Source organism: Streptococcus sp. HMSC076C09 (assembly GCF_001837905.1).
Taxonomy (GTDB): domain Bacteria; phylum Bacillota; class Bacilli; order Lactobacillales; family Streptococcaceae; genus Streptococcus; species Streptococcus parasanguinis_I.
In genome coordinates this window covers 83,677-106,014 of record NZ_KV834648.1, presented here as the reverse complement: position 1 = coordinate 106,014, position 22,338 = coordinate 83,677, and the positions used below count along the sequence as shown (strand labels likewise).

The 22,338-nt window shown below is 45.5% G+C and carries 18 protein-coding genes and 1 riboswitch; of the genes, 12 read left to right on the top strand and 6 right to left on the bottom strand.

Going from position 1 to position 22,338, the window contains the following annotated elements:
- Nucleotides 1-29 precede the first annotated feature (29 nt).
- The 3 genes from HMPREF2704_RS08320 to rnhC all read right to left on the bottom strand — a co-directional run bounded on the left by HMPREF2704_RS08320 (nucleotide 30) and on the right by rnhC (nucleotide 4,083).
- A complete protein-coding gene (locus tag HMPREF2704_RS08320) occupies nucleotides 30-2,462 on the bottom strand; it encodes an SF1B family DNA helicase RecD2 (protein ID WP_070846229.1) in 2,433 nt (810 codons plus the stop codon).
- Nucleotides 2,463-2,529: 67 nt separating this feature from the next.
- A complete protein-coding gene (gene lepB / locus HMPREF2704_RS08315; protein ID WP_070846227.1) occupies nucleotides 2,530-3,180 on the bottom strand; it encodes a signal peptidase I in 651 nt (216 codons plus the stop codon).
- A gap of 3 nt (nucleotides 3,181-3,183) precedes the next feature.
- Nucleotides 3,184-4,083, bottom strand: a complete 900-nt coding sequence (gene rnhC, locus HMPREF2704_RS08310; protein WP_070846226.1) for a ribonuclease HIII — start codon at nucleotides 4,081-4,083, stop codon at nucleotides 3,184-3,186.
- Nucleotides 4,084-4,219: 136 nt separating this feature from the next.
- On the opposite strand from rnhC, the gene HMPREF2704_RS08305 reads away from it, so the two are divergent.
- The 5 genes from HMPREF2704_RS08305 to HMPREF2704_RS08285 all read left to right on the top strand — a co-directional run bounded on the left by HMPREF2704_RS08305 (nucleotide 4,220) and on the right by HMPREF2704_RS08285 (nucleotide 10,724).
- Nucleotides 4,220-4,510: a hypothetical protein gene (locus tag HMPREF2704_RS08305; RefSeq protein ID WP_003005477.1), complete on the top strand. Its 291-nt coding sequence runs from the start codon at nucleotides 4,220-4,222 to the stop codon at nucleotides 4,508-4,510.
- Nucleotides 4,511-4,520: 10 nt separating this feature from the next.
- Nucleotides 4,521-5,075: a CvpA family protein gene (locus HMPREF2704_RS08300; RefSeq protein WP_003008795.1), complete on the top strand. Its 555-nt coding sequence runs from the start codon at nucleotides 4,521-4,523 to the stop codon at nucleotides 5,073-5,075.
- Between the two features lie 73 nt (nucleotides 5,076-5,148).
- A complete protein-coding gene (locus HMPREF2704_RS08295; protein ID WP_070586850.1) occupies nucleotides 5,149-7,488 on the top strand; it encodes an endonuclease MutS2 in 2,340 nt (779 codons plus the stop codon).
- Between the two features lie 159 nt (nucleotides 7,489-7,647).
- Nucleotides 7,648-9,066: a C69 family dipeptidase gene (locus HMPREF2704_RS08290; protein WP_070846224.1), complete on the top strand. Its 1,419-nt coding sequence runs from the start codon at nucleotides 7,648-7,650 to the stop codon at nucleotides 9,064-9,066.
- Nucleotides 9,067-9,195: 129 nt separating this feature from the next.
- A riboswitch (glycine riboswitch) is annotated at nucleotides 9,196-9,290 on the top strand.
- A gap of 102 nt (nucleotides 9,291-9,392) precedes the next feature.
- A complete protein-coding gene (locus tag HMPREF2704_RS08285; protein ID WP_070665624.1) occupies nucleotides 9,393-10,724 on the top strand; it encodes an alanine/glycine:cation symporter family protein in 1,332 nt (443 codons plus the stop codon).
- A 53-nt stretch (nucleotides 10,725-10,777) separates the two neighbouring features.
- Here HMPREF2704_RS08285 and sstT read toward each other — a convergent pair whose 3' ends face one another.
- Complete coding sequence (sstT, locus tag HMPREF2704_RS08280; protein WP_070846222.1) at nucleotides 10,778-11,995, bottom strand: serine/threonine transporter SstT; 1,218 nt, start codon at nucleotides 11,993-11,995, stop codon at nucleotides 10,778-10,780.
- A gap of 137 nt (nucleotides 11,996-12,132) precedes the next feature.
- On the opposite strand from sstT, the gene HMPREF2704_RS08275 reads away from it, so the two are divergent.
- Nucleotides 12,133-12,981: a mechanosensitive ion channel family protein gene (locus HMPREF2704_RS08275; RefSeq protein WP_070846220.1), complete on the top strand. Its 849-nt coding sequence runs from the start codon at nucleotides 12,133-12,135 to the stop codon at nucleotides 12,979-12,981.
- Nucleotides 12,982-13,121: 140 nt separating this feature from the next.
- On the opposite strand, the gene HMPREF2704_RS08270 is transcribed toward HMPREF2704_RS08275, so the two are convergent.
- The gene (locus tag HMPREF2704_RS08270) at nucleotides 13,122-13,439 is read right to left on the bottom strand and encodes a hypothetical protein (RefSeq protein WP_021153868.1); all 318 of its coding nucleotides are present in this window, start codon (nucleotides 13,437-13,439) and stop codon (nucleotides 13,122-13,124) included.
- A 279-nt stretch (nucleotides 13,440-13,718) separates the two neighbouring features.
- Complete coding sequence (gene gdhA / locus HMPREF2704_RS08265) at nucleotides 13,719-15,065, bottom strand: NADP-specific glutamate dehydrogenase (RefSeq protein ID WP_003004977.1); 1,347 nt, start codon at nucleotides 15,063-15,065, stop codon at nucleotides 13,719-13,721.
- Nucleotides 15,066-15,364: 299 nt separating this feature from the next.
- On the opposite strand from gdhA, the gene HMPREF2704_RS08260 reads away from it, so the two are divergent.
- From HMPREF2704_RS08260 to HMPREF2704_RS08235, 6 genes are all read left to right on the top strand, one after another.
- Nucleotides 15,365-16,300, top strand: a complete 936-nt coding sequence (locus HMPREF2704_RS08260) for a dihydroorotate oxidase (RefSeq protein WP_049474144.1) — start codon at nucleotides 15,365-15,367, stop codon at nucleotides 16,298-16,300.
- Between the two features lie 278 nt (nucleotides 16,301-16,578).
- Nucleotides 16,579-16,935, top strand: coding sequence for a hypothetical protein (locus HMPREF2704_RS08255; RefSeq protein WP_024055113.1), 357 nt, complete (start codon nucleotides 16,579-16,581; stop codon nucleotides 16,933-16,935).
- A 273-nt stretch (nucleotides 16,936-17,208) separates the two neighbouring features.
- Nucleotides 17,209-18,144 (top strand): peptide-methionine (R)-S-oxide reductase MsrB, encoded by a 936-nt coding sequence (gene msrB, locus HMPREF2704_RS08250; protein ID WP_049523323.1) that lies wholly within the window; start codon nucleotides 17,209-17,211, stop codon nucleotides 18,142-18,144.
- A gap of 362 nt (nucleotides 18,145-18,506) precedes the next feature.
- Entirely contained in the window at nucleotides 18,507-19,850 is a 1,344-nt protein-coding gene (locus tag HMPREF2704_RS08245) for a CapA family protein (protein ID WP_070846218.1), read from the top strand.
- Nucleotides 19,851-19,853: 3 nt separating this feature from the next.
- A complete protein-coding gene (locus HMPREF2704_RS08240) occupies nucleotides 19,854-21,518 on the top strand; it encodes a MutS-related protein (RefSeq protein WP_070846216.1) in 1,665 nt (554 codons plus the stop codon).
- Nucleotides 21,519-21,540: 22 nt separating this feature from the next.
- Complete coding sequence (locus HMPREF2704_RS08235; RefSeq protein WP_045759858.1) at nucleotides 21,541-22,257, top strand: DUF554 domain-containing protein; 717 nt, start codon at nucleotides 21,541-21,543, stop codon at nucleotides 22,255-22,257.
- Nucleotides 22,258-22,338: the final 81 nt, after the last annotated feature.

Here is a 22,338-nt window from a genome sequence, read left to right as displayed (position 1 = left end):
AAAAATATATTATTTTAATTTTTGGGGTATCAATTAAGTTGTTTGACATCAAAAAAGGCTGCAATCTCTTCTTCAGTCAGTCCGATCATAGGAGAGATGGTGTGAAGATTGTCTTCTGTCAGTCGATAGACAGTCGGTTCATCAGGCTCAGCCTTCCTTTCAACAGTCCCTTCCTTGCTTCGTGTAGACTCGACTGTAGCAGAAGCGTTGGCAACGGCTGAAGAAGAGTCTTTGGTCGCCTCGCATCCGTCCAGGTCCTTGAAGCGCTCCACCAAGTAGGTCTTGCGCGCAGTACCGGTATTTTTAGTAGCGTAATCAAAGGCGCTGTATTCTCCTAAGAGGATCAGTTTGCTCTTGGAGCGCGTGATGGCGGTATAGATCAAATTGCGCTGCAACATCCGGTGGCTTTGATTGGTTATGGGTAAAATCACCACTGGAAACTCGCTCCCTTGAGACTTGTGAATACTCATGGCGTAAGCTAGGCGAATTTTGTACCATTCATTGCGCGGGTAGACGATTTCATTGCCATCAAATTGGATGGTCATTTCATCTTGCTTGGATTCCGTATATTTTCCTGATAGAAGGTCGGTGATGTAGCCAATATCTCCATTAAAGACATTGCTTTCTGCATCATTGACCAGATGGATGACCTTATCCCCATCACGGTATTGGCAGTCTGGCGTGTCAAAGACGACCTGATCTTTGACAGCTGGATTGAGAAGGTCTTGCATGAGCGTATTGATATTGTCAATGCCGGCCTGGCCCTTATACATGGGGGCCAAGACTTGGATATCTCGAGCAGGGATTTGACTGCGAAGGGCAGCAGAAGTGATTTGTTCAATCATCTTAGGGATGTGTTCGCTTCCGGCTTCGAAATAAGAGCGGTCAGCTTTTCGTTCTGTAAAATCTTGAGGAAGCTTGCCCTGGCGAATGTCTCCTGCTAGTGAGACAATGGTCGAGTCCTCACTCTGACGGAAAATATGTTCCAGTTTGGTCTGAGGGATGCTTGGGATCTGCAAGAGATCAGCCAAGACCTGACCAGGACTGACGGAAGGTAATTGGTCGGCATCCCCCACAATCAAGAGTTTGGTATCCATTGCGATATTGCTGAGCAATTGATTGGCCAGCCAGGTGTCGACCATGGAAAATTCGTCCACAATGATAAAGTCTGCGTCCAGATAGTCCTCTAAGTGGCTGGTGTCATCATCTCCTGTCATCCCTAAATGGCGGTGAATGGTGGCGCTCGGAAGTCCTGTCAGCTCATTCATGCGTCTAGCTGCCCGTCCCGTTGGGGCAGCCAAGAGGATCGGCAGGTCTTGTTTCTTGCGAAGATCCAGCTGGTGGAGTTGGGCATAGACACTGATCATCCCATTGATAACGGTAGTCTTTCCTGTCCCCGGTCCCCCGGTGAGGATAAAGACCTTATTTTGGATAGCTTGGTGAATCGCCTCTTTTTGAATCGCATCGTAGCGAATCCCCAAATCTTTTTCAACCTCCTCAATCGCCTGGTTGATTTTCTCAGGGTCAAATGAAGTCGACTTTCCTTTTTCCAACAATCGACCGATATGACTACGAATCCCTTCCTCCGCAAAGAAGAGGCTGTTGTCAAAGATCTTGGTGTCCACGTTTTGGACCTTGTCTTCCTCGATAAGGTGGCCTAATTCTTGGGCGACAGTGGAGGGATCCAATTCTACTGGACGCGCTGATTCCAAAAGGTCAATGCTATAGCGCAGGAGGTCCTTGGCTTCGATATAGGTATTTCCAGTCTCGATAGAGTAGCTAAAAAGGCTGTGGATCAGACCCGCGCGGAATCGCTCAGGGGCATCACTTGCAATCCCCAATTCTTCGGCTAGTTGGTCCGCGATTTTAAAGCCCATGCCTTGGATATCTTCCACCAATCGGTAGGGCTGTTGCTCCACGATCTGGAGGGTTTCTTCCTTGTAGAAATCCTGGATCTGAAAGGCCAATTTATTGGGAATGCCGTAGTTGGCTAGTTGGGCGAGAATGCGCTCCGTTCCGTAATTCTGACGGAGTTTTTCCACAAAAGCCAGGCGGTTTTTCTTGGAGAGGCCTGTGATTTCTTCTAATTTTTCAGGGGCCTCCAAAATTTTGTCAATGGTATCGTCCCCATAGAGGTCCACGATCTTCTGGGCTGTTTTGAGACCAATTCCTTTGAAGTGATCGCTGGAAAAATATTTCACCAAGCCCTTGCTAGAGGGTTTGGCACGTTCATAGCGACTGATTTTGAGCTGCTCTCCGTATTTGGGATGATGGACCAGCTCTCCCCAGAAGGTGTAGTCTTCGCCTTCCATGATATCTGCCATGGTTCCTGTCACAATAATCTCAAAATCATCAAAGTCTTCAGCATCGGTATCGCTAATGTCGAGCAAGAGGATTCGAAAAAAACTGCTAGGATTTTCAAAAATAATGCGCTCAATAGTACCAGAAAAATAATATTCCATCATTTCTTTCCTTTTTATAAAGCGAGGCTGGGACATACTTGTCTCAGCCTCAGTCTGTTAATCTAGACTAATAAGTTTTGAAAGGGTAGATCGGCCATAGTCTAAAGACGGCTTGCCCTTTGATTTGTTCTTTCTTGAAAGCTCCGACCTGACGGCTATCTTTTGAAACGATCCGGTCATCTCCAAGTAGGAGGTATTCATCGTCGAGCAACTTCAAGGTAAATTTAGGATTGCCATCCTTGTCTACTGTAAAAGCTTGGGCTGTATTGGCCAATTGGCGGAAGAGTTCTCCATTTTCTTCGAACCCTTTTCCAGTGTAGGTCGATTGCAATTTATCTTTTTTGAAACGAGCGATATAGTTTTTCAAATAAGGCTCATTGGTCTTTTTCCCATTGATGTAGAGGGTATCGTTATCATATTGGATGGTATCTCCAGGAAGACCGATGACCCGCTTGACAATGTCCTTGGTTTTGCCGTCGTCGTCTTTTTCACTGGCAACGACAATGTCGAAACGATCAATCGAGAGGTGGTTGACCACAAGGAGGTACTCGCTATCAGCCAGGGTCGGATCCATCGAATGGCCATCCACCTTGACCGGAGCCCAAAGGAAGATGCGAGAGGCGATGATGAGACCAACGATGATGCTGAAGAGGCCCCATTCTTTAAGGAATCTCACCACTGGTGAGCTAGATGACTGTTTTGAACTTCTTTTTGACATAACTTATCTTTCTAGTAATTTCTTTGCTTTTTCTGTGTTTTTAAAATGGAGTTTGGCACAATAATCCAGAGCTTTCATCCCGTAGGTCTGAAGCAATTTAGCAGCGACTTGGTCAGATTTAGCCCCTGCTCCACTAGGGAGATTAAAGCCCAGTTCCTTGCCCAGATCTTCCAGATTTTGAAGGAAGAGATTGCGGGCGATGATGGAACTAACTGCAACCGCTAAATATTTGCTTTCTGCTTTTTCTTCCAACTCAATGGCTTGGGTGACCTGATTTTTTTCAGCTTTCACGTATTTTTGGTAGTTTTTAGCCGTCGTAAAGGCATCGATCACAATTCGCTCTGCTTGGACTCCCTTATTTAATAGAAGATAGATGGCCTGATTGTGCAGAGCCACTTTGACCGAAACAGCATTGTAGCCAGAAGCAATGACTTCATTGTACTTCTTTGGAGACAATAAGAGTGCTTGGTGCTGGATGTTTTCCTCAAGGAGAGGAGCCAATTGCTGAATTTTTCGATCATCCAAGGTCTTTGAATCCCCTACACCGAGCTTTTTGAGCCAGTCGTGCTGGTCAGGTGTGACAAAGGATGCAACGACGGTAAGTCCACCAAAATAAGAGCCGTTTCCGACCTCGTCGGTTCCGATCATGGCTAGATCTTGTCCTGCAGATGAAGTAGTAGAACCTTTAGGGTTCCCAGCATCTTGCCCGAAAAAGGCCAGGTAAGGAGTAAGGTCATTGCCCTGAAGCAAGACTTTTCCAGACTTGTAGATCGAAACGGTCGCTCCCTCTAGTCGAAAGAAATAATCCATATGAGGGTTCTTGCTTTGAGAGAGAGAACTGCGATAGGTATGGACAAAATCAAGGATTTGCTCCTGTGTTGGAGTGAGTGTCATACTTTCCATAACCACTATTGTACCACAAATTCAGGGAGAGAGGGAGCAAAAAGAAAGAAAGAATCCACTGGAAAATCCCTGTGAAGAGGGGCTTTGCTACTGACAAAGCTAGCCTTTTTTGGTATAATACCGTGAGGTGATTTTTATGGCGAGCTTAAATAGATATAAATTTACATTTGGAAACAAAGCGCTCACTTTAACAACCAACCATGATAATTTGTTTATGGAAGAAGTCGAACGTGTTGCGAAAGAAAAATACCAAGCAATTAAGGAACAAATGCCAGAGGCAGATGATGAAACCATCGCGATCTTATTGGCAGTAAACAGTTTGTCCATGCAACTGAATCGCGAGATTGAGTTTGATGACAAAGAAAAAGAATTAGATGATTTTCGTCGCAAGGCTTTAGACGACTTAAAGGATAAATCATCCAAATAAGAGGAGATACATGTTAACTTTCTTAATCTTATTGATTTTGGCATGGAGCTTTTATATTGGCTATGCAAGAGGGATTATCCTCCAGTCCTATTATTTTCTAGTGACCTTAGTGGCCCTCTTGATTGCAGGTGGTAGCTACAAGGGACTGGCCAAGGTGTTGTCTCTATGGGTTCCTTTTTCGAGTCCCACCCAGCAATCGGTGAATTATTTTTATGCCAACCGCTACCTATTTCAGTTAGATGACATCTTTTATGCAGGTTTAGCATATGTATTGATTTTTGCGATGGTCTACCTGATTGGTCGTGTGATTGGGATCTTTATGCACTTGGTACCTCAGCCAGAAAAACTGGAGGATCGCAAGTATCAAATTGGAGCGGGTGTGATCGCCGTCGTAATAACTCTCTTGGTCATCCAGATGGGCTTGACTGTCCTCTCAACGGTTCCCATGGCTTCCATCCAAAATAGACTCAATGCAAGTGGATTGATCCGCTTTATCATCCTTCATACCCCGATCAGTTCCAGTCTGTTCCACAACCTGTGGGTGACTGCGATTATCGGAGCTTAAGGAGCAAAAATGAAGAAAGGAGTGAGACAAGTCCGATTCAAGGAAGGACGCTCACTTTTTTTGTAGGAGAAACATGAACAAAAAAATCTTAGATATTCTGGAGTTTGACAAGGTCAAGCAACTCTTTGAACCCTATCTACAGACAGAACAAGGGGAGATGGAGCTAGCAGCCCTTACTCCAACTGATAAAAAAGAAAGCATCGAAACGGCCTTTATGGAGCTAGAAGATATGGAGCAGATCCTCTTGGAAGAGCCTCGTTTTGCCGTGTCGACCATTCAAGATGTTCGTCCAGTGGCCAAGCGTTTGGAGATGGAGGCATCCCTCAATATTGATGAATTACTAGCGTTAAAAGCTGTCCTTCGGGTGACACATGAGCTCAAGGATTTCTACGACAACTTGGAAAATGTCCGTCTGGAAAGGCTCAATCGCCTCTTTGACAACTTGGTGGATCTTCCTCGCCTACAAGGTGGGCTTCAAGCTATCAACGAAGGAGGCTTTGTCGAGTCTTTTGCCAGTGAAAAATTGGCCAAAATTCGTCGCCGAATCCAGGAAAATGAACACCAGGTCAGAGAGATTCTCCAAGACCTGCTAAAAAGCAAGGCCGATATGTTGGCGGATGCTGTGATTGCTAGTCGGAATGGCCGCAATGTTCTACCCGTAAAAAACACCTATCGTAACCGGATTGCAGGGGTGGTCCACGATATTTCTGCCAGCGGGAATACCGTTTATATCGAGCCTCGAGCAGTCGTCAATCTTAATGAAGAAATTGCCAACCATCGAGCCGATGAACGGTATGAAATCATTCAAATTCTGGAGGAATTGTCTGACACCCTGCGCCCTCACGCAGCAGAGATTGCTAACAACGCTTGGATTATCGGTCACTTAGACTTGATCAAGGCCAAGTATCGGTTTATGCGCGATTGTAAGGCTGTGGTACCAGAGGTTAGTAACAATCGCTCTATTCAGCTCTTGCAACTACGTCATCCCTTGATTGAAAATGCCGTCGCGAATGACCTGCATTTTACCGAAGACTTGACAGAAATCGTGATTACCGGTCCCAATACAGGGGGGAAAACCATCATGCTAAAAACGCTGGGACTAGCGCAAATTATGGCCCAGTCTGGTCTTCCCATCCTAGCGGATCCAGGTAGTCGTGTGGGCATCTTCTCACAGGTCTTTGCAGATATTGGAGATGAACAATCGATCGAGCAGAGCTTGTCGACCTTCTCCAGTCATATGACCAATATCGTATCTATCTTGAATCAAGTGGATACCGCCTCCTTGATCCTTCTGGATGAGTTAGGAGCTGGAACCGATCCTCAAGAGGGGGCTGGCCTTGCTATTGCTATCCTAGAAGACCTGCGTTTACGCGGGATTAAGACCATGGCGACAACCCACTATCCAGAGCTCAAGGCCTACGGAATTGAGACTGCAGGAGTGCAAAATGCCAGTATGGAATTTGACACAGCGAGTCTGCGTCCGACCTATCGCTTCATGCAAGGAGTTCCTGGCCGCTCCAATGCCTTTGAAATTGCCCGCCGTTTGGGCTTGTCTGAGACTATTATCCAGGATGCCATGAAGATGACCAATACGGATAATGATGTCAATCAAATTATTGAAAAATTGGAGGCGCAGACCTTAGAAAGTCGCAAGCGCTTGGATACCATTCAAGAGGTCGAGCAAGAAAATCTCAAATTCAATCGCGCTCTTCGAAAGCTCTATAACGAATTGACCAGAGAGAGAGAAACAGAGCTCAATAAGGCAAGAGAAGAGGCCAAGGAAATTGTGGACATGGCCCTCTCAGAGAGTGACCGTATCCTTCAAGGGCTTCACGCCAAATCCCAGTTGAAACCACATGAGATCATTGAGGCCAAGGCTCAGTTGAAAAAACTAGCGCCTGAGACCGTCGACCTTTCTAAAAATAAAGTCTTGAAAAAAGCCAAAAAGGCGCGTGCTCCTAAGGTAGGTGATGAAATCTTGGTTATCAGCTATGGCCAACGCGGAACCCTAGTCAAGCAACTCAAAGATGGTCGCTGGGAGGCGCAAGTCGGCTTGATCAAGATGACCTTGGAAGAAAAAGAATTCAACCTCATCAAGGCTGAAAAAGAAGCGGCTCAACCTAAGAAACGTCAGGTGAATGTCGTCAAACGTTCGAACACGAGTGGGCCGAGAGCGCGTCTGGACCTCCGTGGGAAACGCTATGAAGAGGCCATGCAAGAGCTAGATGGCTTTATCGATCAGGCCCTGCTCAACAACATGGCCCAAGTCGATATCATCCACGGGATCGGGACGGGAGTTATCCGTGAAGGGGTGACCAAGTACCTCCGTCGCAACAAACATGTCAAAAGTTTTGAATATGCCCCCCAAAATGCGGGTGGAAGTGGCGCAACCATTGTCACGTTTAAAGGCTAATCGAATCCTAGCTGTTTATCAGCTAGGATTTTTAAAATTTTATAAAATGAAAATATTTGAAAGTTGTTGAAAAGGATTCGCTTTTAAATCTGATTTTCAGTAGGTCCTCCCTTTTAAAAGTGCTATAATAGAGGCAATGAATGATTTGGGAGGATACGCATGCGTAAACGTGAAAGTGCTGATTCGTGTACAACGATTCTAGTCGGAAAAAATGCTAGCTATGATGGTTCGACCATTGTAGCACGAACAGAGGATTCTCAAAATGGCGTTTTTACGCCCAAGAAATTGATCGTGGTCAAACCGGAAGATCAACCGCGTCATTACAAGTCAGTATTATCAACTTTTGAAATCGACTTGCCAGATAATCCAGTTCGCTATACAGCGGTTCCAGATGCGATTCCTAAAGACGGGATCTGGGGAGAAGCTGGGATCAATGTCTATAATGTAGCCATGAGTGAGACAGAGACCATTACGTCCAATAGCCGTGTGCTAGGGGCAGATCCACTTGTAGAGAGTGGCATCGGTGAGGAAGACATGCTGACCTTGGTCTTGCCTTATGTCAAGACCGCCCGCGAAGGGGTCTTGCGTCTCGGAAAGATTTTGGAAGAGTATGGAACTTATGAGTCTAACGGGATTGCAATTTCAGATGTGAATGAAATCTGGTGGTTGGAAACCATCGGAGGTCACCACTGGATGGCGCGCCGTGTTCCAGATGATGCCTATGTGACCAACCCAAACCAACTGGGAAGTGATTATTTTGAATTTGGCAATCCAGATGAGTTTCTTTGTGACTCGGATCTTGAACGTTTTGTCACAGAGCACCATTTGATTCTGGATCAAGAAGGGAAAGGTTTTAATCCACGCTATGCCTTTGGTAGCCAAAAAGACAAGGACCGCCACTACAATACACCGCGGGCTTGGGCCATCCAGCGTTTCCTCAATCCTGAAATCAAGCAGGATCCACGGAGCTTTGAGATTCCTTGGTGTCAAAAACCTTATCGCAAGGTAACGATTGAAGATGTCAAATATGTCTTGAGCAACCATTACCAAGACACTATCTACGATCCTTATGGTCCTGAAGGAGATCACGTGAGTCAGCGGACCTTCCGGACGATCGGGATCAACCGGACCAGCCAGACAGCGATTTTACAATTGCGTCCCAATAAACCACAAGAAACGACAGGTATCCAATGGATTTCTTATGGCTCCATGCCATACAATACAGCTGTTCCTTTCTTTACCCAAGTGGATACAACGCCAGACTACTTTGCCAATACGACGGCTAAGGTAACAACGGATTCCTTCTACTGGGCCAACCGGATTATTGCGGGACTAGCTGACCCTCACTATGCTCACCATGTTGGTGATTTTGACGATTATCAAGAAACGACAATGGCCTGGGGACATGCGCGCATCAATAAAGTCGATCGTGCACTTGCAGCAGGTGAAACCGTTGATTTTGAGGCGGAAAACCAAGCCATGAGTGATCAAATCCAGGAAGCGACAGATCAACTCTTGGACAAGATTTTGCTCGATGCAAGCAACCTCATGACCAATCACTTCTCCTTGAGTGATTAAAAAACGTACATTTTCAGGTAGTTTACAAGATATTTTCAGAAACGATTGACAAACTTTTGAAAATCGATTAAAATAGAGAAAATTACATACGACCGAATGAAGTTTGCAGGAGCGTGAGTGACTGTGAATGGACGGAACTCTGGAGAGACCAGAAATGGCACCGAAGGGGCAAGGTAGAGGATGCATCTACTCAAACTCTCAGGTAAAAGGACAGAGCGAAAGATAGGGGAAGTCCCCTATTTTAAGCAGGACCAGAGTACATGTTTGACATGTGCTCTTTCTTTTTCTCTTTTCTGTCGAGCGGTCGATGAAAAAGGAGACAGAAAATGGATCATGTATTGCAGTTTTTTCAACAACTCGATAATCTAGTGTGGGGCGCCCCCTTATTGGTGCTCTTGGTAGGAACAGGGATCTACCTGACCCTTCGCTTGGGTTTGCTTCAGATACGCTATCTTCCAAAAGCTTTTCGCTTGATCTTTACAGAAGATGAGGGACACGGGGATATCTCAAGCTTCGGAGCCCTTGCGACAGCTCTAGCGGCTACTGTAGGGACGGGGAATATTGTAGGGGTGGCTACAGCGATTCAGACAGGTGGCCCAGGTGCCCTCTTTTGGATGTGGATGGCAGCCTTCTTTGGAATGGCGACCAAGTATGCTGAAGGGCTCTTAGCCATTCGTTATCGGACCAAGGATGACAACGGTCATATCTCGGGTGGTCCGATGTACTACATCCTTCACGGAATGGGAGAGAAGTGGCGACCACTGGCTATTTTCTTTGCGGTTGCAGGTGTTTTGGTGGCCCTCTTTGGGATCGGAACCATGACCCAGGTTAATTCCATTACGGGATCCCTTCAAGCTAGTTTTGGAACGGCTCCAGAAGTAGCTAGTGTAGTGATTGCGCTAGTGGTTTCAACCATCATCTTTGGTGGGATTCACTGGATTTCCAAAGTCTCTGAAAAAGTGGTTCCTTTTATGGCTGCTGCCTATATCTTTGCGACTGTCACGATCATTGTCTTGCATCTGGACCAATTGCTTCCAGCCTTGAAATCGGTATTTTCAGGTGCTTTCACAGGGACTGCAGCCATGGGAGGTTTCGCAGGAGCAACGGTCAAAATGGCTATCCAAAAAGGGGTGGCGCGTGGGGTTTTCTCCAATGAATCGGGTCTTGGATCTGCCCCAATTGCAGCCGCCGCAGCGAAGACCAATGAGCCCGTCGAGCAGGGCTTGATCTCCATGACAGGAACCTTTATTGATACCATTATCATCTGTAGTTTGACAGGACTTTCGCTCCTGGTTTCAGGTGAGTGGATGGCTAGGGGCAGCACTAGCACCCTGACTCAGGATACGTTTACAGGTGTCTTTGGCCCAGTCGGAGGTATTATTTTAACGCTATGCTTGGTGCTTTTTGCGACCACGACTATTCTTGGATGGTCTTATTACGGAGAGCGGTGTTTTGAATTCCTATTTGGTGTTAAACATATCAACCTCTATCGGACATTCTTTGTTTTTATGGTTGGACTAGGAGGCTTCCTTAAGCTGGATCTGGTCTGGGTGATCGCGGATATTGTGAATGGGCTAATGGCTTTGCCTAACCTGATTGCCCTTTTAGCTCTCTCCCCTGTCATCATCAAAGAAAGCAAACAATACTTTAAGAAATAAGAAAACCCAGATCGCTAGATCTGGGTTTTTTTGTCTATGTGAGATAGGATCATTTAATAGCGTTTTTCTTTTGGCCAGCTACTCATTTCGGCGATGGCGGTGAAGAGCACATCTGTCGAAGAGTTGAGGGCTGTTTCGCAAGAGTCTTGGATGACCCCGATGATAAAGCCGACGCTGACGACTTGCATGGCCAAATCATTGGTGATACCAAAGAGGCTACAAGCAACAGGGATGAGAAGGAGAGATCCTCCCGCAACTCCAGATGCTCCACAAGCAGAGATAGCCGCTACGACACTCAGGATGAGCGCCGTTCCAAAGTCAACCTGAATGTGCAAGGTATTGGCAGCAGCTAGCGTTAAAATATTGATCGTCACAGCTGCGCCTGCCATGTTTACAGTTGAACCAAGTGGAATGGAGACAGAATAGGTGTCTGGATTCAGCCCCAACTCTTCACAGAGACGCATATTGACAGGGATATTGGCTGCAGAACTTCGAGTGAAGAAGGCTGTTACCCCACTGACACGGAGGCATTTAAAAACAAGGGGATAAGGGTTCTTGCGGATCATGAAAAAGACGATCAATGGATTGATGACCAGGGCTACAAATGCCATGGTACCAACCAAAACAAGTAAGAGAATCCCGTAGTTGCTAAGGGCGCTTAGTCCTTGGCCAGCGATGGTCGTGAAGACCAAGCCTAAGATCCCAAATGGAGCTAGGTTGACAATCCACTCAACAATTTTTGAAGTGATGTCTGCTAGGGTTTGTAGGAGGTCTTTACTATGTTCGCTCGCTTCTCTCATGGCGATCCCAAAGACAGTTGCCCAAGAAAGGATTCCAATGTAGTTAGCTTGCTGCAAGGCGTTGACCGGGTTGTCGACGATCTTGAGCAAGAGGTTACTGATCACTTCGCCAATCCCGTTTGGAGAGGATCCTTCAGCGGCCTTTCCAGTCAGGGTAATAGTGATCGGGAAAATGTAATTGACCAAAACAGCAACGAAGGCAGCAGCAAAGGTTCCTAGGAGATAGAGAACGATGACCTTTTTCATATTGGTCTCTGTCCCTTTTTGGTGTTGGGAGAGGGCATTTGCGACGAGCGCAAAGACCAGAAGGGGCGCGATCGCACGGAGCCCCCCAACAAAGAACTCTCCTAAGAGTCCAATGCCAGTTGCTTTCGGGAAGATAAGGGCTAGGATGACTCCAAGTACAATCCCGATTGCGATCCTTTTCATAAGGTTGGTTTTATTCCAAGTGGTAATCAATCGATGAATCATGTAGGACCTCCTTAAAAAATAATTAAGGAATATTATACGATAGTGAGGGGGGAAAAGCAATGAAATTTTCAAAAAATAGCCTTATTTCCGAATATTTGATATAATCATACTATTCTTTGATAGAAAGGCCCGAATAAATGAGTCAAGCTTTCCAACGTTATTTCAGTAAAATAGACTGGACGAAGATTTTTGATGATCTGATATCAAAATGTATCTCTCTGATTTTTATCTTTCTCTTATTTTTTATCGCTAAAAAGGTCATCCATAGCCTGGTCAAGCGGATATTAACCCCTTCCTTTAAGTATACGGTGCAGGATGAAGCCCGTAAAAATACGATTCTCCGTTTGGTTGAGAGCCTCTTAAACTATTGTTTGTATTTCATCTTGATCTACTGGATTTTGTCGATTCTGGGTCTTCCAGTCTCTAGTCTTTTGGCTGGTGCTGGGATTGCTGGGGTTGCGATTGGGATGGGAGCCCAAGGTTTTCTTTCCGATTTGGTCAATGGTTTCTTTATCCTTTTAGAACGCCAGCTGGACGTGGGAGACAATGTTCGTCTCACGAATGGATCTATCAATATTGCCGGAATCGTCAGCAGTGTCGGGATTCGGACGACCCAGGTGCGGGACTTTGATGGAACTCTCCATTTTGTCCCGAATCGCAACATCACCGTCGTCAGCAATCTCTCACGTGGCGATATGCGCGTGCTGATCGATATTCCGCTAGATGCAAATACCGATCTCGACAAGATCTATCAGGTGATTGCTCAGGTTAATCAGTCTGAACAAGATAAACACCCAGAGGTGTTGACAGGTCCTACGATTTTAGGCCCACAGATCGAAAAAAATGGTCGTTATTCCTTCCGAATTGCGATGACTGCGCAAAATGGAACCCAGACGACTGTCTATCATACCTACTATAAACTCTACCATGATGCCTTGATGGAAGCAGGGATTAGCCTACCGACAGGAAAGAACGGGATCATGTAATACAAAAAAGAGGCTGGGACAAAAGTCCTAGCCTCTCAATTATTTTTAGATTGTCGAGCAAGACGCAGTGGTTGAGTAGGTGGGACGACGAAATCGAATTCTAACGAATTATCGATTTCTGTCCCACTCTCTTTTTTGGTCTATTTTAAGTGGCAGTATTTGAAATCCAGCTTTTTAATCTGGTCCCAATTTTTTCGAGCCTCTGGTGGCAAGACGATGAGTTGCTGGCGTAGCATCGTCGTGATTTCAAGATTTAAGGATTCGATCGGGAGGGCAATGGCTACGGAACTTTTTGCCCTTTGGATCTTGTCCATGCAATATTCAATATGATGGCAAGCTGCGCCGGTCTGTGATTGACGGCTAGCTGCGATTTCTTGTCGCATATTGGAGAGTAATTGGACCAATTCAGACTTAATGAATTCGATCGTATCTGATTTTTCTTGAGCTAAAAGAAACATAAGCACACCTCCTTTTGCTATAGTTTAATACTAATTTATTAAAAATGCAAGGGGGTAAAGTAAAAAAAATAAAATTTTTTTAGAAAAAGATACAGAAAAATAGAAGGCTCAAATCTCCCCATTAGAGACGGTCGAGTTCCTTATCTAAAAAATGGCTTTCCTCACTTGGGACGGGGTGTCTTGACAGAGGCTTTTAGATATAAAAAAACTCCCGAAACACACTGGATTCAGGAGTTGAGAGGCTTTGACCCGAAGGCCTTAAAGAAAAATATCGATTGATTATACAAGACCTTGTGCAATCATCGCATTTGCAACATTTTCAAAGGCAGCGATGTTGGCACCTGCAAGGTAATCTTTACCAAGTCCGTAAGTTTCTGCAGTTGTTTTAGCAGTATTGAAGATGTTGGTCATGATGTCTTTCAAACGTCCGTCCACTTCTTCGCGTGTCCATGAAAGACGTTGGCTGTTTTGGCTCATTTCAAGAGCAGATACAGCAACTCCACCAGCATTGGCTGCTTTAGCAGGTCCGTAAAGGATACCATTTTCTTTGTATACGTTGATGGCATCGATGTTACTTGGCATGTTTGCTCCTTCAGAGACAACTTTCACACCTTGAGCGACCAAACGTTTTGCAGCATCGCCATCAATTTCGTTTTGAGTTGCACATGGAAGAGCGATGTCATAGTTACCAGCATAAGTCCATACAGAACCTTCGTAGTAAGTAGCAGTTGGTTTTTCAGCAGCGTATTCAGTCAAACGTGCACGACGTTTTTCTTTGACGTCTGTAAGAAGGTCGAAGTCAATACCGTTTTCGTCGATCACGTAACCGTTTGAGTCAGATACAGAGATAACAGTTGCACCAAGTTCAGTTGCTTTTTGAAGAGCGTATTGAGCAACGTTACCAGAACCTGAGATCACGACTTTCTTACCAGCAAAGCTGTCGCCGTTGGCTTTGAGCATTTCTTCCGTATAGTAAACCAAACCATAACCAGTTGCTTCTGGACGGATCAAGCTACCACCGAAACCAAGAGGTTTACCAGTCAAGACACCAGCATCAAATTGGCGAAGGCGTTTGTATTGACCATAAAGGTATCCGATTTCACGTCCACCAACCCCGATATCACCAGCTGGAACATCAAGAGAAGGACCGATGTGTTTTTGCAATTCAGTCATGAAGCTTTGGCAGAAACGCATTACTTCAGCGTCTGTTTTTCCTTTAGGATCGAAGTCAGATCCACCTTTACCACCACCGATAGGAAGACCAGTCAAGACGTTTTTGAAGATTTGTTCGAAACCGAGGAATTTCAAGATCCCTTGGTTAACAGTTGGGTGGAAACGAAGACCACCTTTGTAAGGACCTACAGCAGAGTTGAATTGAACACGGTAACCACGGTTTACTTGGATGTTTCCTTCACGGTCAACCCAAGGAACACGGAAAGAAATTACGCGTTCAGGTTCTGTAATACGAGCCAAGATGTTTTCTTCGATGTATTCAGGATGTTTTTCAAAAACAGGTTCCAAAGTGCTGAGGAACTCTTCAACAGCTTGAAGGAATTCAGCTTCGTGGCCGTTACGAGCCTTTACAGTTTCGAAAGTGCTTTGGATATATTCTTTAGCAGTTGTCATGTTAATTCTCCTTTGTGAATGAAACGAAAACCAGCAAACCCGCTAGGGGAGTGGTTTTGAGATAGTTGACAAACAATGTCATGTTTTATTACATGGATCATTATAGCAGACTTTTTTTGGCTTGTAAAGAAAAAAGTTGAATTTTCTGAAAATTTTATCGCGACTAGGAAAGTCCGAATGTTTGGAAGAATTTTTAGCTTTGATAGTCCGGAAGCTTCCAAGTGATGGTATAATGAAAGAAGAAAATAGAGAGCATCCCGAACAATTCTGTTGGTGGTGTTTCAAAAAAGGAGTACAAGATGGTATCGACAAAAACGCAAATTGCTGGTTTTGAATTTGACAACTGCCTGATGAATGCGGCAGGTGTAGCCTGTATGACCACTGAGGAACTAGAAGAAGTGAAGAACTCAGCTGCGGGGACCTTTGTGACCAAGACAGCGACCTTAGAATTCCGTGCTGGTAATCCAGAGCCACGCTACCAAGATGTGCCGCTTGGTTCGATCAATTCAATGGGGCTACCTAACCAAGGGTTGGACTATTATTTGAATTACTTATTGGAGTTGCAAGAAACGGATCCAGACCGGACCTTCTTCTTATCTCTCGTCGGCATGTCTCCTGAAGAAACTCATACCATCTTGAAAAAGGTGCAAGATAGTGACTTTAAAGGCTTGACAGAGTTGAACCTATCTTGTCCCAATGTCCCTGGGAAACCTCAGATCGCCTATGATTTTGATACGACAGATCGGATCTTGTCTGAGGTCTTTGCCTATTTCACCAAACCTCTAGGCATCAAGTTGCCACCTTATTTTGATATCGTTCATTTTGATCAAGCAGCAGCGATCTTTAACAAATACCCGCTCAAGTTTGTCAATTGCGTCAATTCGATCGGAAATGGCCTCTACATCGAGGATGAATCCGTGGTGATTCGTCCTAAGAACGGATTTGGTGGGATTGGTGGAGAATACATCAAACCAACGGCTCTCGCCAATGTCCATGCCTTTTACCAACGTCTGAATCCAGAAATTCAGATTGTGGGGACAGGAGGTGTCTTGACCGGTCGCGATGCCTTTGAACATATCCTTTGTGGGGCTAGTATGGTGCAAATCGGCACGACGCTTCATAAAGAAGGAGTAGGAGCATTTGAACGCATCACTGCGGAGCTCAAAGCCATCATGGAAGAAAAAGGCTACCAAAGCCTGGAAGACTTCCGTGGGAAATTGCACTACATTGACTAATCTTTCGAAAAGAACTTCCTCAAGTGGAAACTTGGGGAAGTTTTTTATGAGAGTGGGACAGAAATCGGTCATTCGTTAGAATTCGATTTCGTCGTCCCACCTCCGCACAGTTGAGTAGGGCTGTAAAAGCTGATGAAATCAGCGTAGTAGAGCCCACTCAACCACTGCGTCTTGCTCGACAATCCAAAAATAATTGAGAGGCTAGGACTTTTGTCCCAACCTCATTCTGTTCCTAGTTTTAGGAATTTTCCATTTCTATAGAGAGAAAAAGGTGTACAATGGAGGTGAAAAGGAAGGTGATTTCTATGGAAGAAAGGGATGTGATTCAAGAGGCAAGAACGACGATCAGCCTTCTTCAAACAGCCTTTTTGAAAGGATGCACCCCCAGTCCAGATGCCCTTCGATTTCGAGAAAATCTAGATCAGATGTTGAAAGGCTTACGAAAGGCTAGGCGGGTAGACAATCGTCTGTTGATTGAGTTAGAAAAGTTTTATCAGACTGCCAGTCTATTGATTGGTCTGGGCGGGCTAGCATTGAACGAAGAGGCCTTTCAAGCTTGGCGAGCTTATGATCACTGGCATTACGAGGTTGTGAAGCCTCAGTTACAGGTCTATGGACCGACGGTGCTTTTGTAGTTGATGTGCCTGGTGCTTGTCCACAGATATTCAGAGGAGGTGTTGGTCATGGTAGTCCTTCATGATTTTCTACATCAGTTAATCCTATCGTTTTGGAACTTTTATTACTCGCTCTTTTTCTTATTTGAAAAATAAGAAGGACTGAATCCCTTTTACATATAGTAGAAGGGATTTTTGATGCAGAATCCTTGAAAATCTGAGGCTCTTGGATTATGATGGAGCTAATAGATGAGAAGTGTTCCTTTTAGGGAATGCGGAAAGCGAGGAAGAAAGATGGCAGAGATTTATCTAGCAGGTGGCTGTTTTTGGGGTTTAGAGGAATATTTTTCACGGATCCCCGGTGTAGAACAGACGACGGTGGGCTATGCCAATGGCCAGGTAGAAACGACCAATTACCAACTGATCAAGGAAACGGATCATGCAGAGACTGTACAAGTTATCTACGATCCAGACAAGATCACTCTACGCGCAATTCTGCTCTACTATTTCCGTGTGATCGATCCCTTGTCCGTTAACAAACAGGGAAATGATCGAGGCCGCCAATATCGGACGGGTGTCTATTATACAGACGAGGCAGATCGTGAAGTGATCGCCCAAGTGTTTGCGGAAGAAGAAAAGCAACTGGGACGCAAAATCGCGGTTGAGTTGGAACCCTTGCGCCACTATATCCTAGCTGAGGACTACCACCAAGACTACCTTAAGAAGAATCCTGGAGGCTATTGCCATATCGATGTGACAGATGCTGAGCAGCCCTTGATTGATCCAGCAGCTTATCAGAAGCCAGATCAAGAAATCCTAAAGGCGAAACTGACAGCAGAGCAGTACCAAGTCACTCAAGAAAGTGCGACGGAGCGTCCTTTCCACAATGCCTATGATCAGACCTTTGAAGAGGGCATCTATGTGGATATTACGACGGGGGAACCTCTCTTTTTTGCCAAGGATAAGTTTGCTTCTGGCTGTGGATGGCCAAGTTTCTCCCGTCCCATTGCCAAAGATGTGGTCCACTATTACCAGGATCATAGCCACGGGATGGAGCGGATCGAAGTTCGATCCCGCTCAGGCAATGCCCATCTCGGCCATGTCTTCACCGATGGACCAAAAGACCAGGGTGGTCTTCGCTATTGTATCAATTCGGCCTCTCTGCGCTTTATTCCAAAAGAAGAGATGGAGCAAGAAGGATATGGTTATTTGTTAAAAGCTTTGAGATAATAGAAAAAGCATCTTAGAAACTTTCCTTAGGTGAGTACGGACGTCAGCGAACTTCATAGAAGTTCCATGACTTAGTTTTGAACCTAAGGTTTCAAAACTCCCGTGTGCCTGAAACAATTATGTTTCAGGCACTTTTCTCACAGCGGAAAGTTTCAGTAGATGCTTGCATCAGTTGAAAATCGTGATGATGTTTTCTGCTTTGAAGAAACCATTCTTTTAATATCAAATCATTTAGAAGTTCTGTTTTGCAGAACTTTTATTCTCCTCTGGAAATTTGTGATACAATGAAGAGAAAGTATTTCAATGACAGCTCAATTTGTCGGCGGATCATTGGAGAAACTAGGTACGAAGAAGAGGTAGGAATGTTAGAGAAGTGGGAGAATGTGAAAGGAACCATCAAAACGATGGGGAAAGAGCTATCGGCGGCCTTTGACTGGGCTTTTGATCGTCTCTTTTCAAGGATCCAGCTGACCAATGAACAGTTTGTCTATGTGCTCTTGTCTGTCGTTTTTATCGTGGCCAATGCCATCTTATGGGTGCAAAAGTTCCAAGGATTTCCGATCACCGCAACGGAACGGCCAGAGGTTGTGTACAAGGCTAAGACACCGGCTGATCAGATTCCTCATACAGCTCGGATCATGGCCAATGGAGATCAGCTCTACCATGATTTGGTCTATATGAGCGCACAAAAAGAAGATGGGACCTATGATTTTCATGAAAATTATGAGTATGTCAAACCCTGGCTACAAAAGGCGGATCTGGCCTTGGGTGATTTTGAGGGAACCATTAACCCCAATTACTATTTGTCAGGTTATCCTCTCTTTAATGCGCCGAGTGAAGTTGTACCAGCCATTAAGGATGCTGGTTATGATGTCATGGATTTGGGACACAACCATATCTTGGATTCAGGTCTAGAAGGGGTCTATTCGACAGCCAAGGCCTTTGAAGATGCAGGCATCACCCCTGTCGGTGTCTACACGCATGAAAAGAGAGGTCAGGCTCCCTTGGTGATCAAGGAAGTGAATGGCATCAAGATTGCTATTCTAGCCTACGCTTATGGGTTTAATGGGATGGAAACGACCCTTACTCCAGAGGAGCAAGCAGATGTCTTGTCTGATCTGGATGAAGAACGGATGAAGGCGGAGATCCAAAAGGCGGAGCAAGAGGCCGATATCACCATTGTCATGCCTCAGATGGGAATCGAGTACCAGTTGGAGCCGACAGAAGAGCAAAAAGAGCTCTATCATAAGATGATTTCTTGGGGGGCTGATATTGTCTTTGGCGGGCATCCCCATGTTGTAGAGCCTGCTGAAGTGGTCAATAAAGATGGTCAAAACAAGCTCATCATCTACTCGATGGGGAATTTCCTGTCCAATCAGCGTCTGGAAACCATGGGGGATGTGGAGACTGCCCAATGGACAGAGCGAGGGGTATTGATGGATGTGACCATCGAAAAGGTTGGTCGCAAGACACGGATTAAGACGGCTACTGCTCATCCAACCTGGGTCAGTCGGACTCCGAAGGGCACCTATTCTCCTGAAGGCTATGACTTGTACAAGTACCAGACCTATATCTTGGAAGATTTTATCCATGGGGGCAAATACCGCGACAAGCTAGATGAGGAGACCAAGGAGAGAGTGGACACGGCTTACCGAGAAATGAAGGAACATGTTCACTTGGACTGGCCTCAGAATGGAAAGGAATAGAGCATGGAAGGAAATGTGAACTGGATTCCGCTTGGGATTCTAGGATTGATGGTGGTGATTTGGGCAACCAAATTTCTGACGGCCATCCGCCTCAAGCAAAAGCTGAAAAAAGCTTGGGATGGAGCGCCTTTCTTTCGCAAGAAAGACACGGAAGAAAGTTTGATTGACAGTCTGGCTTATCCAGCTAAGGGAAAGACGATCGATAGCCAAGTGGATGATCAGACCTGGCATGACTTGGCTTTGGACGCAGTCTTTGATCAGCTCAATTACACCCAATCGAGCCTTGGAGCAGAAGCTCTCTATCAAAAAATGCGCCTGCTGGAATTCCAGCCTCAGGATCAGCTTCATGACTTAGAAGCCTTCTTTGAAGAGCATCCCGATTTGCGGCTCAAGATCCAAGTCATTTTTAACCAACTGGGCAAGAAGAACCACAACATGGCGCGTAGCATTGTCGCAAATCCTGGCAAGCATTATGCAGGTTTGCCCCTCTATATAGCTTTGGCCTGTCTTCCAATCCTCTGTCTCTTTGCCATCCCCTTTGAGCCAGTTGGGGCGATTACCCTCTTGGTGATCAGTGTGGTCTTTAATATCGTCTTTTCAAGTTTGCGCAATTGGTCCAATAAAATCCGTCTGGACAATGTTAGCTACCTGGTCCGCATCTTTGCTTCGGCAGAACGCTTGAGCCATCTAGACTTACCACAACAAGAAGAACTCAAGCAGGCGGTCAAACCCTTTAAGAAAACGCGGATCCTTGCCAGTGTTTTGCAGAGTCCAACGGGGACTTCTGAGATGGAAATTATTCTCCTCTACCTCAATGTCCTCTTTTTACTCCCGCAGATCGCTCAGGTTTATATTTACAATCAGGTGAAGGCTCATCAAAAAGAGGCCCAGAAACTTCTGGATCTGCTAGGGGAGATGGAAGTTGCTATTAGTCTCTTGCGCCATAAGCGGGATCTAGAAGTGGTCTGTCAGCCAGTCTATACAGAGACGGGTGGGATTGAAGGTGAGACGCTCTATCATCCCTTGCTGTCCAATCCGATTGCAAATGATGTGCATTTTCAAAAAAATATGGTCATCAGTGGGGACAATGCGTCTGGGAAATCGACCTATTTGAAGACCGTCGCTATCAATGCTATTCTGGCTCAAGGGCTAGGCTTTGCCTATGGAGAAAGCTTGGCCCTGCCTTACGGTCATGTCCTAACGGCTATGGATGTGAGCGATGATATTGAAGTTGGAGATAGCTACTTTATCACCGAAAGTAAAGCTATTTTGCGTATGATTCAGCATCTGAAAAAGCCTGGTTTTCACTATTTCTTTATTGACGAGCTCTTTAAGGGGACCAATACCATCGAGCGGATCGGATCAGGCCTTGGGATTGTCCGCTGGTTGGCTGCTCAAAACTGTCTCTACATGATTTCCAGTCATGATATTGAGCTGGTCGCAGCCTCCGGTGAAGTCAATGATAATTACCATTTTGACAGTCGCTATGTGGATGGCAAGATCGTCTTTGACTACCAGATTAAGCCAGGGTCAGCTGTGACTAAGAATGCGGTCAATACCCTAGAAAGCCTTCATTATCCAGAGGAGATTACGCAAACAGCCAAGGACTTGATTGACCAGTATGAAGAGACGGGCCACTGGTCTTTGAAAGAGATTGAAAAAGAATGAAAATGAACGAAGGAGTTTGTAAATGATCGGTTTAGGGACCTTCTATAATGCCTTAGGGGTCGTATTTGGTGGACTTTTAGGATTGCTCATCGGTCAACGTTTGTCAGAAGATTTTCATGAGACCCTTCTGAAAGTGACAGGAGTTGCTGTTTTTGTCTTGGGTATCGCAGGGACCTTGGAAAAGATGCTGGTGGTGCATGGAAGTCATGTGGAAAGTCACGGCAGTATGATGTTGATTCTGAGTCTAGTGATCGGGACCATTATTGGGGAACTCTTGAAGATTGAGGAGGGCTTTGAGCGACTGGGAACCTGGCTGAAGGAAAAGACGGGCAACCAAGGCGATACCGGTTTTGTTGATGCCTTTATGACCACGGCCTTGACCATTTGTATCGGGGCTATGGCGGTGGTTGGAGCTGTCCAGGATGGCCTGACAGGCGACACCTCGACCTTGTTGGCCAAGGCGATTCTCGATATGGTTATCGTTCTGGTCTTGACCGTTTCAAAAGGAAAGGGCGCGATCTTTGCGGTGGTTCCACTCGTGATCCTTCAGGGATTGATCACGCTGTTGGCCCATTTGATCGCACCGATCATGACTCCGCAAGCCCTTTCGAATCTGTCCCTAGTTGGCTCCAGCCTCATTCTCTGTGTAGGGATCAATCTCATCTGGGGCAAACGAATCAAGGTCGCCAATCTCCTTCCAGCAGTGCTAATTGCCATTATTTGGGCTTTTGTTGGTTAAAAAATAGAAGCTAAGCAGGAGCTTCAGATTTAAGACAAAGTCATATCAAAAACTTTCCTTAAGTGAGTACGGACGTCAGCG